This is a genomic window from Oceanimonas sp. GK1, from assembly GCF_000243075.1.
GTDB lineage: Bacteria > Pseudomonadota > Gammaproteobacteria > Enterobacterales > Aeromonadaceae > Oceanimonas.
This window is the reverse complement of record NC_016745.1, coordinates 2,886,301-2,900,128: the sequence shown is the minus strand read 5'-3', so window position 1 is coordinate 2,900,128 and position 13,828 is coordinate 2,886,301. Positions and strand designations below refer to the sequence as shown.

The following is a 13,828-nucleotide window of genomic DNA, read 5'->3' as shown; positions in this document are numbered from 1 at the left end:
GATTGTTGAGGTTCAGCGAGTGTCATGGAGTTAAGGGCGAGGCTTTCTCAGGCGAAACAGTGGTCCCGGTGGGTCAACAAGGGCATAGGCACGCCGCTGCTGGTGCTGGCGGCACTGGCCATGGTGGTGCTGCCCATTCCGGCACTGATACTGGACGTGCTGTTTTCCTTCAATATCTCCCTGGCCCTGGTGGTGCTGCTGGTGGCGGTATATACCCAGCGGCCGCTGGACTTTGCCGCCTTTCCCACCGTGCTGCTGGTGGCCACCCTGCTCAGGCTGGCGCTCAACGTGGCCTCCACCCGGGTGGTGCTGCTGGAAGGCCATGAAGGGGGCAACGCCGCCGGTAACGTGATCGAGGCCTTTGGCTCTGTGGTGATCGGCGGCAACTACGCGGTCGGTCTTATCGTGTTTCTGATTTTGATGATCATCAACTTCGTGGTGGTCACCAAGGGCGCCGGCCGTATTTCGGAAGTGAGCGCCCGCTTTACCCTGGACGCCATGCCCGGCAAGCAGATGGCCATCGACGCCGATCTCAACGCCGGCCTGATTAATCAGGATGAAGCCCGCACCCGCCGGGATGAAGTGACCCGGGAAGCGGACTTCTACGGCTCCATGGACGGTGCCTCCAAGTTCGTCAAGGGCGATGCCATCGCCGGCATCATGATCCTCTTTATCAACATCATCGGGGGCTTCATCATCGGCATGGCCCAGCATGAGCTGAGCTTTGGCGACGCGGCCCGGGTTTATACCCTGCTCACCATCGGTGACGGCCTGGTGGCGCAAATCCCGTCCTTGCTGTTGTCCATTGCCGCCGCCATTATCGTGACGCGGCAAAACACTCGGGAAGACATGGGCCAGGCCATGCTGGGTCAGCTTTTTGACAACCCGCGCTCCCTGACCATTGCCGCCGGCATTCTGATCGCCATGGGGCTGGTGCCGGGCATGCCCCATTTTGCCTTTTTGCTGCTGGGAGGGCTGTCTGCCGCCGGCGCCTGGTGGATGCACAAACGCCAGGACGAACGCCAGCAACAGCAACAGGACGCCGCCGCCCAGCCGCCGGCGGTGGCCGGCAACGAAAGCCGGGAGCTGAGCTGGGACGACGTCAGTCAGGTGGACACCATTGGGCTGGAAGTGGGCTACCGCCTGATCAGCCTGGTGGACGTGTCCCAGGGGGGCGAGCTGCTCAGCCGCATCAAGGGGGTGCGCAAGAAGCTCTCTCAGGAGCTGGGTTTTTTGATTCCTGCGGTGCACATTCGCGACAACCTGGAGCTCGGGCCCAACCAGTACCAGATCACCCTGATGGGGGTCAGCTCCGGGCTGGCCGATATCTACCCCGAACGGGAACTGGCCATCAATCCGGGCCAGGTGTTCGGCCCGGTGTCGGGCATCGACACCCGGGATCCGGCCTTTGGCCTGGAAGCCACCTGGATTGGCCGGGATCAGATAGAGCATGCCCAGAGCCTGGGTTACACGGTGGTGGATGCCGCCACCGTGGTGGCCACTCACTTAAGCCAGCTGCTGACCAACAATGCCTCCCAGCTGCTGGGTCATGAAGAGGTACAGAACCTGATCGATCAGGTGGGCCGCAGCCAGCCCAAGCTGGTGGAGGGGCTGGTGCCCAATACCCTGAGTCTGGCCCTGGTCACCAAGGTACTGCAGAGCCTGCTGAACGAGGGCGTCTCCATTCGAGACACGCGCACCATTTTGCAGACCCTCACCGAGTACGCGCCCAAGAGCCAGGATCCGGAGGTACTCACCGCCGCCTGCCGTATTGCCCTGCGTCGTTTCCTGGTGCAGGAAATTGCCGGCACCGAGCGCGAGCTACCGGTTATTACCCTGGCGCCAGAACTGGAACAGATTTTGCAGAACTCTTTGCAGGCCGGTGGCGCTCAAGGCAGCGGCATAGAGCCGGGTCTGGCGGAACGCATGCAGCAGTCCCTGACCCAGGCCGCCGCCAATCAGGAGCTGGAGGGGCAGCCGGCGATATTGCTGACCTCGGGCATGTTGCGTACCACCCTGGCGCGCTTTGTGAAACATACCATTCCCAGTCTGCGGGTACTGTCTTACCAGGAAGTGCCGGATGATCGCCAAATCCGCATCGTGGCGTCGGTTGGGCAGCAGTAGCGGGAGAGGATTGAATGAAAATTAAACGGTTTTTCGCCAAGGACATGAGAACGGCCCTGGCCGAGGTAAAAGAAGTGCTCGGTGCAGACGCGGTGATCATGTCCAACAAGAAGGTCTCCGGGGGCATCGAAATCGTGGCCGCCGTGGACGACGACGACAGTGCGCCGGTCGAGACCGCCTCACGGGCTCTGAGTGACGACAATGTCAGAATCTCGTCGCAGGCCCGTCAATTTGTTCCGCCCCTGAGCCAGGCGCAGCAGACGGATTCGCTGCAGGCGCTGCTGAGCCGCGGCAAAACGGACCCTTCCCCCAAAACCCTGGCCGAGCAGGTGGACTGGGGGCAGCCAGAAGCGCGTCGTGAACCGGTGCTGAGCCAGCCGGCACCCCTGTTTGCCGGTGGCGGCAAAAGCGCCGGGCGGCAGAAGGAAAACGCCAAGGACAAAGAGCTCAACGCCATGCGTCAGGAAATTGCCAGCATTCGCCGGCTGCTGGAGCACCAGGTGTCGGGGCTGATGTGGCAGGAAGTGGAGCGGCGCGAGCCGGTGCGGGCCATGGTGATCAAGCAGCTCAACCAGCTGGGCTTCAGCGACGGCTTTGCCGACATGCTGGCCATGCGGGTGCACGAGCGGGCCGCACCTCACGAGGCCTGGGCCCAGATTGAAGCCTCCCTGAACGAGCTGCTGGTGACCGGGGAAGACGAAATCATGCGCCAGGGGGGGGCCGTGGCGCTGCTTGGACCCACCGGCGTGGGTAAAACCACCACCATCGCCAAGCTGGCGGCCCGCTTCGCCGCCCGTTACGGCGCCGACCAGCTGGCGCTGATCACCACGGATCATTACCGCATCGGTGCCCACGAGCAGTTGCAGACTTACGGCCGCATCATGGGGGTGGCGGTGAAGCAGGCGCGTACCTACCAGGAGCTGGCTCAGGCCCTGTATCAGCTGCGCCACCGCCGATTGGTGCTGATTGACACTGCCGGCATGGGCCAGCGGGACATGCGCCTCAACGAGCAGCTCGACAACCTGGTGGGGGATCGCCAGATCCGCATTCGCAATTACCTGGTGCTGCCGTCCACCGCCCAGCGCCGTGTGCTGCAGGAAGCGGTGGAGCACTTTCGCCGCATTCCCTTGGCCGGCTGCATTCTGACCAAGCTCGACGAGAGCCTGTCGCTGGGGGATGTGCTCGACATCAGCATTCAGAACAGCCTGCCCATCAGTTATGTCACCGACGGCCAGCGGGTGCCGGAAGACCTGCGCCTGGCCCGGGCCGACGAGCTGGTACGCCAGGCCCTGGGCACGGTAGAGCAGCAGCGGGAAGAGCCTTATTACTGGGAAGCTTCCGATGCCGATCATGAGGATGCGCGTTTTTATGAATAATTGGTTTCAGGACCAGGCAAGCGGACTGCGGCTTATGCAAAAAATGAACAGAGTGCAGGTGATCGCTGTCACCGGCGGCAAGGGCGGGGTGGGCAAGACCAACATCACCCTCAACATGGCCTCGGCCATGGCGGCCCAGGGCAAGCGGGTGATGGTGCTGGATGCGGATCTGGGGCTGGCCAACGTGGACGTGCTGCTCGGCATTCGCGTGCGCCATAACCTGTCTCACGTGCTGCGGGGCGAGTGCACCCTGGACGAGGTGATGGTGGAGGGGCCGCAGGGCATTCGCATCATTCCCGCCACCTCCGGCAACCAGTCGATGACCGAGCTGTCGCCCCTGGAGCACGTCAGCCTGATCCGCGCCTTCAGCGAAATGCGCACCCCGGTGGATGTGTTGCTGGTGGACACCGCCGCCGGCATTTCCGACATGGTGCTGAGCTTTTCCCGGGCGTCCCAGGAGGTGCTGGTGGTGGTGTGCGACGAGCCCACCTCGATCACCGACGCCTATGCCCTGATCAAGTTGCTGTCCCGGGAGCATGGCGTGTTCCGCTTCAAGATAGTGGCCAACATGGTACGCAGCCAGCGGGAAGGCATGGAGCTGTTCGCCAAGCTCACCCGGGTGACCGACAAGTTCCTCGATGCCTCCCTGGAACTGGTGGCCTGCATACCCTTTGATGGCAATCTGCGCATGGCGGTGCGCCGCCAGAGCCTGGTGGTGAACCAGTATCCCAAGTCGCCCTCGGCCATGGCCATCCGCGCCCTGGCCGCCAAGGCCATGAACTGGCCCACGCCCCACCGGGCGGAAGGGCACCTGCAATTCTTCGTTGAGAGGCTGCTGGCCAAGCCGGTCGCAGAGCAGGATGTTCGGCAGTAGCAAGGCGCAGGCCTACGCCCGGCACCATACCCAGGGGCTGGTGGAGCGCCACGCCGCCCTGGTGCGGCGCATTGCCCAGCACCTGCTGGCGCGCCTGCCCGACAGCGTCTTGCTGGACGATCTGATCCAGTCGGGCATGGTGGGACTGCTGGAAGCGGCGAAAAATTTCGATGCCTCCAAGGGGGCGAGTTTCGAAACCTTTGCCGGCATTCGCATTCGCGGCGCCATGCTCGACGAAATTCGCCGGGGCGACTGGGTACCGCGCTCGGTGCACCGCAATGGCCGGCAAATTGCCGAGGCCATGCACAGCATTCAGCGCCGGGAAGGGCGCCCGGCGCAGGACCGGGAAATCGCCGACGAGCTCGGCGTCTCCCTTAGCCAGTACCATGCCATGCTGACGGACGTGAACCACGGCAAGCTGCTGGAAATGGACGAGTTCGAGCAGGGAGTGGAGTACCAGGCCGCTCCCTCGGCCCACGCCGGCAGCCCCTTTGAGGGCATGGCCAGGGACCGTTTTCAGCGCGCCCTGGCCGAGGGCATTCGCAAGCTGCCGGAGCGGGAAGCCCTGGTGCTGTCGCTCTATTACGACGAAGAGCTCAACCTGCGGGAAATCGGTCAGATCCTGGAGGTATCGGAGTCTCGGGTGAGTCAGATCCACAGCCAGGCCATGCTACGGCTGAAATCTCGCCTGAAAGACTGGCAAATTTGATTTGCGACAACAAGTTAAGTTACATAAACGACATATTCTCGCTCAAGAAGCCGGCGTTTCTGCCGACTAGTTAACAGTGGGTATCTCTTATCGTGTTCAGCGGCTGTTGGTTCAGCGGAACGGGAGGAATGGGTTGGACAAGAACATGAAAATCCTCATCGTGGATGATTTTTCCACCATGCGCAGGATTATAAAAAATCTGCTCAGAGATCTGGGCTTTAACAACACGCACGAGGCGGACGACGGACTGACGGCCCTGCCCATGCTCAAGAACGGTGATTTCGATTTTGTGGTGACCGACTGGAACATGCCGGGCATGCAGGGCATTGACCTGCTCAAGGCCATTCGCGCCGACGACAAGCTCAAGCACCTGCCGGTGCTGATGGTCACCGCCGAAGCCAAACGCGAGCAGATCATCACCGCCGCCCAGGCGGGGGTGAACGGCTATGTGGTCAAGCCGTTTACCGCCGGCACCCTCAAGGAAAAACTCGAGAAGGTTTTCGAGCGCATCGGATAAGGGTCTCACATGACACAACCACAAGGACTGATCAGTCTGGAACAGGCCCGTGAACTGGTGGCCCTGCTGGAGCGGGGAGATCAGGCCGGGGCCGATCGCTTTATGACCGACGTCTGCATGCCTCACGCCGATGCGCTGCTGGATCAGGTAGGGCAGCTGACCCGTCAGCTGCACGATGCGCTGCAGGAGTTTCGCAACGATCCCCGCCTGCCGGAGCTGGCCGAGACCGATATTCCCGATGCCCGCGAGCGCCTGAATTACGTCATCGACATGACCGACAAGGCGGCCAACCGCACCATGGATGCGGTGGAAGCCAGCCTGCCCATTGCCGACCGCCTGAATGATCGCATTCAGCAGGTGATGCCGGGCTGGCGCGGACTGATGCAGCGGCAGCTGGAGCTGGGCAAGTTCAAGGAACTTTGCTACCAGCTCGACGATTTTCTCCGGGATTCCGAGCAGGATGCCGACCGGCTGCGCCAGTTGCTGACCGAGATCCTGATGGCCCAGGATTACCAGGATCTGACCGGCCAGGTGATTCGCCGGGTGATCAAGCTGGTGCAGGAAGTGGAAGCCAAGCTGGTGGACATTCTGTCGGTATTTGGCCGCCTGACCGGAGATCAGCAGCATAGCGGCCACCGCGGCGGCTCGTCGGCCAGCAGCACGGCCAAGGCCACCGAGGCCGAGGGGCCCATCATCAACAGGGAACAGCGTGATGACGTGGTCTCGGATCAGGATGAAGTGGACGATCTGCTGTCCAGTCTGGGATTTTAAGGAGCAAGCATGGGCTTTGAGGTAGACGAGGATATTCTGCAGGACTTTCTGGTGGAAGCATCGGAAATCCTGGAGCAGCTGTCGGAGCAACTGGTAACCCTGGAGCGTCAGCCCGACGACAAGGACCTGCTCAACGCCATTTTCCGCGGCTTTCACACCGTCAAGGGCGGTGCCGGCTTTTTGTCGCTGACCGCCCTGGTAGACACCTGCCACAAGGCGGAAAACGTGTTCGACATTTTGCGTACCGGTCAGCGCCGCGTCACCTCCGAGTTGATGGACGTGATCCTGCGGGCGCTGGACACGGTTAACGCTATGTTCGCCGAAATTCAGAGCCGCCAGGAGCCCACCCCCGCGGATCCGGCCCTGCTGGAGGAGCTGGGATTCTACTGCCAGCCCGAGCGGGAAGACGAAACCCCGCCGGTGCAGGCCGTTGACGCCGTGGCCGGAACGCCCGCCGAACCTGATTCCATCGAGTCTCTCAACGAGCAGGAATACCGGCAAATGCTGGGCGAGCTTGAGAGTGAGCCGGCGGCAGGGGACAGCGACGACATTACCGACGACGAATTTGAAGCCCTGCTCGATCAGCTGCACGGTGCCGGCAAACACGGTGGCGTGCCCCAGAGCGCCGCCGGATCTCCCTCCGAGCCCGAGGCGAAGGCCGCCGGGAAGGAGCATGATGAGCTGATCGACGACAGTGAATTTGAAGCCCTGCTCGATCAGCTGCACGGTGCCGGCAAGGGGCCCACGGTCACGGCGGCGCCCAGTGAGGCCAGCGCGGCGGCCAAACCGGCACCGGCCGTCAAGCCCGCACCGGCGAGCGCCCCGCCCGCCGCCAAGCCGGCGGCGCACCAGCCGCCTCCCGCCGATACCACGGTGCGGGTGGATACCAAAACCCTCGACAGCATCATGAACATGGTGGGCGAGCTGGTGCTGGTGCGTAACCGCCTGCTCAGCCTGCAGTCCGGTCACGAGAACGAAGAGATCACCAAGGCGGTGACCAACCTGGATGCGGTGACCGGGGATCTGCAGGGGGCGGTGATGAAAACCCGCATGCAGCCCATCAAAAAGGTGTTTGGCCGTTTCCCCCGAGTGGTGCGCGACATTGCCCGCAATATGAAAAAGGAAATCGAGCTGGAAATGGTGGGGGAGGAGACCGATCTCGACAAGAACCTGGTCGAGGCCCTGGCCGATCCCCTGGTGCACCTGGTGCGCAACTCCTGTGACCACGGCATTGAGTTGCCGGAAGAGCGGGAAGCCGCCGGCAAGCCGCGCAAGGGCGTGATCCGGCTGACCGCGTCCCAGGAAGGAGACCATATTCTGCTGGGCATCGAGGATGACGGCGCCGGCATGGATCCGGAAAAGCTCAAGAGCATCGCCATCAAGCGGGGCATTCTCGATGCCGACGGTGCCGCCCGCATGAGCGACAACGAGGCCTATAACCTGATCTTTGCCCCCGGTTTTTCCACCAAGGTGGAGATCACTGACGTGTCCGGCCGGGGCGTGGGCATGGACGTGGTCAAGACCGGCATCAGCTCGGTCAATGGCTCCATCGTCATCGACTCGGAAAAGGGCAGGGGCACCAAACTGCAGATCAAGGTCCCCCTGACCCTGGCCATTCTGCCTACCCTGATGGTGGTGGTGGGGCAGCAGACCTTCGCCCTGCCGCTGACCAACGTCAACGAAATCTTCCACCTGGACCTGACCAAGACCAGCATGGTGGACGGCCAGCTCACCGTGGTGGTGCGCAACCGGGCCATCCCCCTGTTCTATCTGCAGGACTGGCTGCTGCGCGGCGGCAAGCGCGATCGCAAGGCCCATGGCCATGTGGTGATTGTGATGATCGGCAACCAGCAGGTGGGTTTTGTGGTCGATGGCTTGATCGGCCAGGAAGAGGTGGTGATCAAGCCCCTCGACCAGCTGCTGCACGGCACCCCCGGCATGGCCGGCGCCACCATTACCAGTGACGGCGGCATTGCCCTCATTCTCGACATCGCCGGCCTGATCAAGGCCTATGCGCGTCGCTACATCTGACGCCATAACAGGGAGCACGACAATAACAATGACTATTCGGGTTTTGGTGGTCGACGACTCCAGCTTTTTCCGCCGGCGGGTCAGCGAGATCCTGGCGCAGGATCCCCAGCTTGAGGTGATCGACACCGCCGCCAACGGCAGAGAAGCCATCGACAAGGTGAAAACGCTGCGACCGGACGTGATCACCATGGATATTGAAATGCCGGTGATGGACGGCATTACCGCGGTGCGCGAGATCATGAAGGCCACGCCCACGCCGGTGCTGATGTTTTCTTCCCTGACCCACGAAGGGGCCCGGGCCACCCTGGAGGCGCTGGAGGCCGGCGCCCTGGACTTTCTGCCCAAGCGCTTTGAAGACATTGCCCGCAGCAAGGAAGAAGCCATTCAGCAACTGCAGCAGCGGGTAAGGGCCATTGCCCGCCGTCGTCCGGGGGCGCTGAGCCCGCGTCCGTCATCGGTGCTGTCGTCGTTGTCGTCCCGGCCCGCCCCGGCGCGCAGCCCGGCCCCGGCCCTGAGCCGGTTCAACCGGACCGAGCCGGCGCCGGCGGTGCCCGCCGCGACCGAGCGGCGCAGCCTGCCCCGGCGCAGCGGCAAGAGCTACCAGCTGCTGGCCATCGGCACCTCCACCGGGGGGCCGGTGGCGCTGCAGGCGGTGCTCACCAAACTGCCGGCCAACTTTCCCCATCCCATCGTGCTGATCCAGCACATGCCGGGCACCTTTACCACCGCCTTTGCCGCCCGCCTTGACGGCCTGTGCCAGATTCGGGTGAAGGAAGCGGAAGACGGTGACGTGCTGCGTCCGGGCCACGCCTACCTGGCGCCCGGCGGCCGGCAGATGATGTTTGAAGGCCGTCCCGGGGCGGCTCGGCTGCGCATTCTCGACGGCAATGACAAGGTCAACTACAAGCCCTGTGTCGACATTACCTTTGCCTCCGCCGCCAAGGTGTATGGCGGCAAGGTGCTGGCGGTGGTGCTCACCGGCATGGGGGCCGATGGCCGCGATGGCGCCCGCCTGCTCAAGGAGCAGGGCGCCAGTGTCTGGGCCCAGGATGAGGAAACCTGCGTGGTCTACGGCATGCCCCAGGCGGTGGCCCGAGCCGGCATTGCCACCGAGTCGCTGCCGTTGCCGCTGATCGGCGACGCCATCGTCAACGAAATGGCGGGCTGAGATGGCGCTGGCCGGCCTGCTGCTCGCCCTCGGCTGCATTCTCCTGGCCCAGTGGTGGCACGGCGGTGAACTGTCGGTGCTGCTGGACGGCCCGGCCCTGCTGATCGTGCTGGGCGGCAGCCTGGGGGCAGTGTGGCTGCAGACCCCCTGGTTTCAGTTCCGTGCCGCCCTGGGCGCGCTGGGCGCGCTGTTTGCGCAGCCGGCCTGGCCCTTTCAGGAGCAGAGTGCACGGCTGTTGCGCTGGTCTCACGAGGCCCGTCAGGGCGGTTTTTTGGCGCTGGAAGGACGGCTGCATTCGGATCAGCTCGACACTTTTACCCGCCAGGGCCTGCACTGGCTGGTGGACGGCACCGAGCCGGCGATGATGGAGCAACTGCTCGACAACGAGCTGGCGCGCATCGAAGAGCAAAAAGAGCTGGAGGCGCGGGTATTTGAGGCCATGGGCGGCTACAGCCCGACCATCGGCATTATCGGCGCCGTGCTGGGGCTTATTCAGGCCATGTCGCACCTGGAAGATCCCGCTCGCCTCGGCAGCGGCATTGCCGTGGCCTTTGTCGCCACCCTGTATGGCGTGGGGCTGGCCAACCTGCTGCTGTTGCCCCTGGCCAACCGGCTGCGGGCCATTTACCGGCTGGAGCTGCGCTACCGGGAGCTGACCGCCATCGGCCTGCTGGCCATCGCCCGGGGCGAGGGCAGCCTGGCGGTCAGCCGCCAGCTCAGCCAGTACCAGGGAGGCCGGCAATGAAACGGCGTTCCCTGCTGCCGGTTCACCGCGATCAGCATACCGAACGCTGGCTGGTGTCCTACGCCGATTACATGACCCTGGCCTTTGCGCTGTTTGTGATGCTGTACGCGGTGCATGCTTCCCGCAGCGAGCTGCGCCAGCCGGTGGTGGAAGGGGTACAGCAGGCGCTGGGCCAGCTGGGGGCCCGCCCTGAGCACCAGGGCGCCCTGGAACGTCAGGGACAGCCGGCACTGCCGGTGAGCGAGCAGCCGGCGGCGGACGCCTCCGCCAACCGTCTGCATGAACTCTCCGTCGGCCTGGGTGAACGGCTGGCGCCGTTGACCGAGCGGCAACTGGCCAGCGTCGAGCAGCAAGAGGATGAGCTGGTGCTGACCCTGGACGGCAGCCTGCTGTTTGCCGAGGGCAGCGCCCTGCTCGGGGGCAACAGCGAGGCGGTGTTTGCGGCCCTGCTGCCGCTGCTGGTGCAGGACAGCCATTACCTGAAAATACGCGGCTATGCCGACAATATCGCGGTGAGCAACGAGCTGTATGTATCCGACTGGCAGCTCTCTGCCGAGCGGGCCCGGGTGGTGCTGGAGCGGCTGGCCGCGGGGGGCGTGGCGTCCCAGCGGCTGGGGCTGGAAGCTTATGGGCAGTATCGTCCGGCCGAGCGCGGGCGGGGAGAGGCGGGGCGCGCCCTGAACCGGCGGGTGGAGATCGCGGTCTCCAGCCGGCGCTGGCAACCGCCCGAGGCGCCGGCCCCGGTCCGCACCCTGCCGGCCGGCAACGAAGGTGGCATACAGGTGTATGAGCTGCCGGGTGGCGGCATTCGCATTACCAACGACAGGATGAACCCGTGATAGTCTGGACAGTAGCAAATCAGAAAGGCGGCGTGGGCAAGACCACCTCGGTGGTGGCCCTGGCCGGCCTGCTGGCACAGCACAACAAGCGGGTCCTGCTGATCGACACCGATCCCCACGGCTCGCTGACCGCCTACCTGGACTACAACTCCGATGCCCTGCCCGCCACCCTGTTTGACCTGTTCCAGGCCCCCGGGGCGGGACGGGCCGAGTTCGGTGAAGTGGCGCTGGCGACCCGTTTTGAGGGCATCACTCTGCTGCCGGCATCCATTTCCCTGGCGACCCTGGAGCGTACCTCCAGCAGCCGGGAAGGCATGGGGCTGGTGCTCAAGCGCCTGCTGGCACAGGTGAAAGACGACTTCGATGTGGCCATTATCGACTGCCCGCCGGTGCTGGGGGTGATGATGGTCAACGCCCTGGCCGCCTGCGATCGCATCCTGGTGCCGGTGCAGACCGAATTTCTGGCGCTGAAGGGGCTGGAGCGCATGGTCAGCACCTTTAAACTGATGCACAAGGCGCGCAAGGACGGATTTAATTACACCGTGGTGCCGACCATGTATGATCAGCGCACTCGGGCCTCGGTGCAGAGCCTCGATAGCCTGAAACAACAGTACGGCGAGCGGGTGTGGCCGGCGGTGATCCCGGTGGACACCAAGTTTCGTGACGCCAGCCTGCGCCACGAGCCTCCCTCCTATTTTGCCAGGGGCAGCCGGGGCGTGTATGCCTACCAGACCCTGCTGCGCTATTTGTGGCGTCTCGACGGAGGAGAACAGCCCTTATGAATCAACGTCAGTTTGCGGCCCTCGACGACTACTTCGACGCCCTGCTGGAAGAGGCCGGCCCGGCCCCCCAGGTCGCGGCTGAGCCCGCACGGCCCGAGCCGCCGGCCCTGGCCTATGCGGATCCGCAAGAAGACGCCCGTCGCCGGGCGCTGGAGTCATTGCTGGCCACGGTGGCCGAGCTGAAGGAGGAGGAAGCCGCTGCCGCGCCGGCGAGCCGGGCTCCCGAGCCGGAGCTGAAGATCGCGCCGACGATCCCGGCCGACGCCCCTGCCTTTGAGCCCGAGGTTACGCCGGTGGCGGCGAGGGCGGTCACGCCCGAGGCGGTATCGCCCGCGCCGGCCTGGCGCAACATGGACACCGAGCCGCGTTTTCAGGCGCTGTTCTTTGAAGTGGCGGGCATGACCTTTGCCGTGCCGCTGACCCACCTGGGAGGCATTTATCAGCTATCGAAGCTGACCAGCCTGTTTGGCAAGCCGGCCTGGTTTTCCGGCATCATGACCGAACGGGAACGCCAGCTCAGCGTGGTGGACACGGCGCGCTGGGCCATGCCCGGCCATACCCAGGACGAGGTCTACCAGTATGTGGTGACCCTGGGGGAGAGCCACTGGGGGCTGGCCTGCCATCAGCTGAAAGGCACCGTCCAGCTCACCCGGGAGCAGGTGAAGTGGCGCACCACGCCCGGCTCCCGGCCCTGGCTGGCGGGCATGGTAAAAGAAAAAATGTGCGCCCTGCTGCACGTGGATGCATTGATTGCATTGCTGGAGCAGGGCAAAAATATCGACGGACATAGGGTCTGAGAGACATAAGGGTGAGTGTATGAGCAATCATCGCAATCTGGCGGAAAATCTGGCTGAAGACGAAGTGTTGCAGTGGGTGACCTTTCGCCTCGACAACGAAACCTACGGCATCAATGTGATGCAGGTGCAGGAGGTGCTGCGCTACAGTGATATCGCCCCGGTACCCGGTGCCCCGGACTATGTGCTGGGCATTATCAACCTGCGTGGCAACGTGGTGACCGTGCTCGACACCCGGCTGCGCTTTGGTCTGATGCCGGCGGAGATCAGTGACAACACCCGCATTGTGATCATCGAAGCGGAAAAGCAGGTGATCGGCATTCTGGTCGACAGTGTGGCCGAGGTGGTTTACCTCAAGTCGTCGGAGATCGAGAGCGCGCCCAATGTGGGCACCAGCGAAAGTGCCCGCTTTATTCAGGGCGTGTGCAACCGGGAAAACGAGTTGCTGATCCTGGTGGATCTCGACAAGCTGCTGTCCGACGACGAGTGGGAAGAGCTGAGCCAGCTCTGATGGTCGGTGAAACCGCACTGATCCTGGCGGTGATGGCGCTGGTATTGGCCATGGCCGCCATGGGGCTCGCCTGGATGATGTGGCGCCGCAGTCAGCGCAAGCTGGAGGCCATGAGCACCCTGATGCGGGAACTGTCCCGCAGCCGGGACAGCTACCGCAAACAGCTGGAAGAGCTGCAGGCGGCCAACATCGGTCTGGGCAAAAAGCTCACCGAGCTGGGCCGCCAGCAGCTGAGCCTGCGCGAGCAACAGCAGGAGCTGGCGCTCAAGGATCCCCAGAGCAAGCTCTACAGCCGCGCCGCCCGCATGGTGCAGCTGGGCGCGGACATCGAGGAGATCATGGCCGAGTGCGACATGCCCCGTGCCGAGGCCGAGCTGCTGCTGTCGCTGCACCGCCAGCGGTAACCGATGGGAGCGCAGGCTGCCAGCCTGCATTAGCGTCCGCCAGGACGCTTGCTTTACCGGGTTGCCGCATGGCGTAGAGTTACGGGTACGCTGCCCCATTCGGGAGCCAGACCCGCGCACCCACCCCGAAGTTTGTTTCAGCGCAATAAACCTTCGTTAATTCAGCTTGATGCCCCCAAGGGG

General features: G+C 63.9%; 14 protein-coding genes. All 14 read left to right on the top strand.

Annotated features, from left to right (window positions below; genetic code table 11):
* Positions 1–24: 24 nt before the first annotated feature.
* The 14 genes from flhA (at position 25) to GU3_RS13625 (ending at position 13,645) form a co-directional block, all read left to right on the top strand.
* Complete coding sequence (gene flhA / locus GU3_RS13690; protein ID WP_014293122.1) at positions 25–2,124, top strand: flagellar biosynthesis protein FlhA; 2,100 nt, start codon at positions 25–27, stop codon at positions 2,122–2,124.
* Positions 2,125–2,138: 14 nt separating this feature from the next.
* Positions 2,139–3,500 carry a flagellar biosynthesis protein FlhF gene (gene flhF / locus GU3_RS13685; RefSeq protein ID WP_014293121.1) on the top strand — a complete coding sequence of 454 codons (1,362 nt, stop codon included), beginning with the start codon at positions 2,139–2,141 and terminating at the stop codon, positions 3,498–3,500.
* A 34-nt stretch (positions 3,501–3,534) separates the two neighbouring features.
* Complete coding sequence (locus tag GU3_RS13680) at positions 3,535–4,374, top strand: MinD/ParA family protein (RefSeq protein WP_014293120.1); 840 nt, start codon at positions 3,535–3,537, stop codon at positions 4,372–4,374.
* Positions 4,361–5,083 (top strand): RNA polymerase sigma factor FliA, encoded by a 723-nt coding sequence (locus tag GU3_RS13675; protein ID WP_014293119.1) that lies wholly within the window; start codon positions 4,361–4,363, stop codon positions 5,081–5,083. Before GU3_RS13680 ends, GU3_RS13675 begins: the two co-directional genes overlap by 14 nt.
* A gap of 133 nt (positions 5,084–5,216) precedes the next feature.
* A complete protein-coding gene (gene cheY / locus GU3_RS13670; protein WP_014293118.1) occupies positions 5,217–5,600 on the top strand; it encodes a chemotaxis response regulator CheY in 384 nt (127 codons plus the stop codon).
* 9 nt (positions 5,601–5,609) lie between these two features.
* Complete coding sequence (locus tag GU3_RS13665) at positions 5,610–6,371, top strand: protein phosphatase CheZ (protein ID WP_014293117.1); 762 nt, start codon at positions 5,610–5,612, stop codon at positions 6,369–6,371.
* A gap of 9 nt (positions 6,372–6,380) precedes the next feature.
* Positions 6,381–8,402 (top strand): chemotaxis protein CheA, encoded by a 2,022-nt coding sequence (locus tag GU3_RS13660; RefSeq protein WP_014293116.1) that lies wholly within the window; start codon positions 6,381–6,383, stop codon positions 8,400–8,402.
* 28 nt (positions 8,403–8,430) lie between these two features.
* On the top strand, positions 8,431–9,570 hold the full coding sequence (locus GU3_RS13655) for a chemotaxis response regulator protein-glutamate methylesterase (protein ID WP_014293115.1): 1,140 nt from the start codon (positions 8,431–8,433) through the stop codon (positions 9,568–9,570).
* 1 nt (position 9,571) lies between these two features.
* Entirely contained in the window at positions 9,572–10,315 is a 744-nt protein-coding gene (locus GU3_RS13650; RefSeq protein ID WP_014293114.1) for a flagellar motor protein, read from the top strand.
* On the top strand, positions 10,312–11,154 hold the full coding sequence (locus GU3_RS13645; protein WP_014293113.1) for a flagellar motor protein MotB: 843 nt from the start codon (positions 10,312–10,314) through the stop codon (positions 11,152–11,154). Before GU3_RS13650 ends, GU3_RS13645 begins: the two co-directional genes overlap by 4 nt.
* The gene (locus GU3_RS13640) at positions 11,151–11,936 is read left to right on the top strand and encodes a ParA family protein (RefSeq protein ID WP_041543236.1); all 786 of its coding nucleotides are present in this window, start codon (positions 11,151–11,153) and stop codon (positions 11,934–11,936) included. The genes GU3_RS13645 and GU3_RS13640 overlap by 4 nt, the downstream gene beginning before the upstream one ends.
* Positions 11,933–12,733 carry a chemotaxis protein CheW gene (locus GU3_RS13635; RefSeq protein WP_014293111.1) on the top strand — a complete coding sequence of 267 codons (801 nt, stop codon included), beginning with the start codon at positions 11,933–11,935 and terminating at the stop codon, positions 12,731–12,733. The genes GU3_RS13640 and GU3_RS13635 overlap by 4 nt, the downstream gene beginning before the upstream one ends.
* A gap of 19 nt (positions 12,734–12,752) precedes the next feature.
* The gene (locus GU3_RS13630; protein WP_014293110.1) at positions 12,753–13,241 is read left to right on the top strand and encodes a chemotaxis protein CheW; all 489 of its coding nucleotides are present in this window, start codon (positions 12,753–12,755) and stop codon (positions 13,239–13,241) included.
* Positions 13,241–13,645 carry a DUF2802 domain-containing protein gene (locus GU3_RS13625; RefSeq protein ID WP_014293109.1) on the top strand — a complete coding sequence of 135 codons (405 nt, stop codon included), beginning with the start codon at positions 13,241–13,243 and terminating at the stop codon, positions 13,643–13,645. Before GU3_RS13630 ends, GU3_RS13625 begins: the two co-directional genes overlap by 1 nt.
* The last annotated feature ends 183 nt before the right edge of the window (positions 13,646–13,828 follow it).

What these genes read in the sequence shown, in the direction of transcription:
- flhA (WP_014293122.1), top strand. Translation starts at nt 25, where the DNA reads ATGGAGTTAAGGGCGAGGCTTTCTCAGGCGAAACAGTGGTCCCGGTGG.
- flhF (WP_014293121.1), top strand. Translation starts at nt 2,139, where the DNA reads ATGAAAATTAAACGGTTTTTCGCCAAGGACATGAGAACGGCCCTGGCC.
- GU3_RS13680 (WP_014293120.1), top strand. Translation starts at nt 3,535, where the DNA reads ATGCAAAAAATGAACAGAGTGCAGGTGATCGCTGTCACCGGCGGCAAG.
- GU3_RS13675 (WP_014293119.1), top strand. Translation starts at nt 4,361, where the DNA reads ATGTTCGGCAGTAGCAAGGCGCAGGCCTACGCCCGGCACCATACCCAG.
- GU3_RS13665 (WP_014293117.1), top strand. Translation starts at nt 5,610, where the DNA reads ATGACACAACCACAAGGACTGATCAGTCTGGAACAGGCCCGTGAACTG.
- GU3_RS13660 (WP_014293116.1), top strand. Translation starts at nt 6,381, where the DNA reads ATGGGCTTTGAGGTAGACGAGGATATTCTGCAGGACTTTCTGGTGGAA.
- GU3_RS13655 (WP_014293115.1), top strand. Translation starts at nt 8,431, where the DNA reads ATGACTATTCGGGTTTTGGTGGTCGACGACTCCAGCTTTTTCCGCCGG.
- GU3_RS13650 (WP_014293114.1), top strand. Translation starts at nt 9,572, where the DNA reads ATGGCGCTGGCCGGCCTGCTGCTCGCCCTCGGCTGCATTCTCCTGGCC.
- GU3_RS13645 (WP_014293113.1), top strand. Translation starts at nt 10,312, where the DNA reads ATGAAACGGCGTTCCCTGCTGCCGGTTCACCGCGATCAGCATACCGAA.
- GU3_RS13635 (WP_014293111.1), top strand. Translation starts at nt 11,933, where the DNA reads ATGAATCAACGTCAGTTTGCGGCCCTCGACGACTACTTCGACGCCCTG.
- GU3_RS13630 (WP_014293110.1), top strand. Translation starts at nt 12,753, where the DNA reads ATGAGCAATCATCGCAATCTGGCGGAAAATCTGGCTGAAGACGAAGTG.
- GU3_RS13625 (WP_014293109.1), top strand. Translation starts at nt 13,241, where the DNA reads ATGGTCGGTGAAACCGCACTGATCCTGGCGGTGATGGCGCTGGTATTG.